The sequence below is a fragment of the Endozoicomonas sp. SESOKO2 genome, from assembly GCF_024606245.1.
GTDB lineage: Bacteria > Pseudomonadota > Gammaproteobacteria > Pseudomonadales > Endozoicomonadaceae > Endozoicomonas_A.
Genome location: NZ_JAHHPQ010000329.1, coordinates 1 through 2,181, shown reverse-complemented (window position 1 = coordinate 2,181; position 2,181 = coordinate 1). Strand labels below are relative to the sequence as shown.

2 protein-coding genes are annotated in these 2,181 nt (G+C 48.1%); both read left to right on the top strand.

Translation table 11 applies throughout. The features are described 5' to 3' along the window. The coding region (locus tag KDK17_RS07575; protein WP_257287751.1) for a hypothetical protein at positions 1–214 on the top strand (214 nt) is incomplete at its 5' end. Positions 215–550: 336 nt separating this feature from the next. Further along, positions 551–2,181, top strand: a 1,631-nt coding sequence (locus tag KDK17_RS07570) for a hypothetical protein (RefSeq protein ID WP_257253718.1), incomplete at its 3' end; no start/stop codon positions are given.

Below are 2,181 nucleotides of genomic sequence, written 5' to 3'. Positions count from 1 at the left end.
TTGGGATGAAATGGAGCTTGCGCATGCAGTGGCCGTCCTTAAAAAAGCCAAAATCGATATCGATAACAACATACTGGAAGGATGGAGGCAATGGGCATGCAGCGAAATACAGCGGTTAAAAATGCGTGACTCCTTATTATCGGAGGTTGATCCTGATATTTATCAGAGTTTTCAGGAATTAGAACTGCTTGATGAGTGTTTCACGGCACGCTAGCCATTAAGGTGCTATACAGTCTCGTGCATGTGGCAAACATCTATCAATGCGCCTGAGTCTATGGGATGCCCACAAGAAAGCAAAACCGCCTGCTCAATGGCTCGATCACTGCTTTTGTTGGTGACAATTATGCTTGGGGAGCCAATGCCTGCAGTGGGATTGGTCGGCTCAGGCCCGCAGCCAACGCATTTCTTGTATGCCAACAAGTTGGCCGAACCTGAGCAGCCCAACCCTCTTCCGCCAGGGTTTATGCAATTCGCCCTTAGTTTGCTTCAGCTGCTACCGAATAACAGCCCTCTTGAGCCTCTCCAATTGCGTCCCCTGGCGAGTTGGCCAATGAAGCAAACACGCCACATTGACATGTCCCCTGAAGTTCCTGAGAACACTTCCGCTACCGTGATCGCCACGGTTACTGCCGGGGGAGATGATGGCGATAAGCCACCCGACGGAAACCGCTGGAATCCTGACCCAGAGCCCCAGTCTGACCTTACCCTCGTTCTCAGCCCTGTTCAAAAATGCCTTCAACAAAAAAGGCAACTGCTTCGAATGTTACGAATCAAACGACTATGGGCAATTATAACTGACCGGACCACGCTGGCCCGGATTTTGTCAGATCGGATTATGGTGATTGAAGCGGACATTCTGGATCTGGAAAGATCAGCCCCTGACACGATGCATCCGGGGCTGGTTCAGACTTGGCCAACCGAGCACAGTCAGAAACTCATTGCTTACCGTGAGATCACTGCTGGCAAATATTCTGTCCGGCAGGTGGGTACCAAGAAAAAGAGTCAACCCTCGAGAATCCTCAAAGTATCAACCACCGTGACAACAGACCAGACTGGCCAATCCGGCCAGACGAACAGAACCACAGCCCGCGAACAGGCATCAGGTTCTACAGATGGCAGTGGTCGTAAAGATGATGACCCACTGAAACCCTCAGCTGGGCAGGGTGGCGAAAGTTCAGCTGTCAATTGTTCCCGGTGTAACAAGACACTCAATACACAGGAATTAAGTCGTATACACAATGAGGCAGCAGCTTCAGCGTTTTTGTGCAACCGATGCCTGTCGGGCACTGTGGGTAAAAAAAGAGCAAGACAAAACCATAAAGAAACAGAACCGGGTTTATCAGAACCTTCACAGAAAAAAAAGAAGGGCTCGGGTAGAAAGAGAAATCATTCAAAAGTAGCTTTTTCAGAGGCACCGGCCAAAAAGAAGAAACTGGCAGACACTCTGATCCCCGATGACCCATTGGAAAAAGTAAAAGCAAATATCCATTACGAATTAAATAAAGAAGAGCTGGAAAAAGCACAAGCCCTGATGGAGGTATTTAAGAAAAAAAACATCACAGTCAAATACACTTTTTATAAGCTGCTCGGTTTCGTGACGAGAAAGTCTTTTAATGGCTTCTTCGATAATGCTGTTGTTTTTTTTGGACACCTTCCAGAAACTATAAAAAATACCGGCATGCTGACCAGCATGCTAAAAAATGAAAAAAAACATATCCGTGATTTTGCAGAACGTAGCCAGAATGAACTGAAATATTTAGCGGCTCTGGATGTATTGACTTCCCTTTCGTCCATGAATAATGGCAAAGGTGTGCCCAGACATAAGGAAGTGAAAACCGTGCTGGGCTGGCCGGAATGGAGAGACAGGGATGGAAGGTTCAATGTAGAGTTGTTCCGCTCTTTCTCGTCCATGTACAACACAAAAGGCGTGCCCAAGCATGAGGAAGTGAAAGCCGTGCTGGGCTGGCCGGAATGGAAAGACAAGGATGGCAAGTTCAGTATTGAGATGTTCCGCTCCTTCTCGTCCATGAATCATACCAAAGGCAAGCTCAAACATGAGGAAGTGAAAGAGGTACTGGGCTGGCCGGAATGGCGGGACAAGGATGGCGAGTTCAATATGGAGCTGCTCCGCTCCTTCTCGTCCATGAACAGTGGCAAGGGCATGCTCAACCATGAGGATGT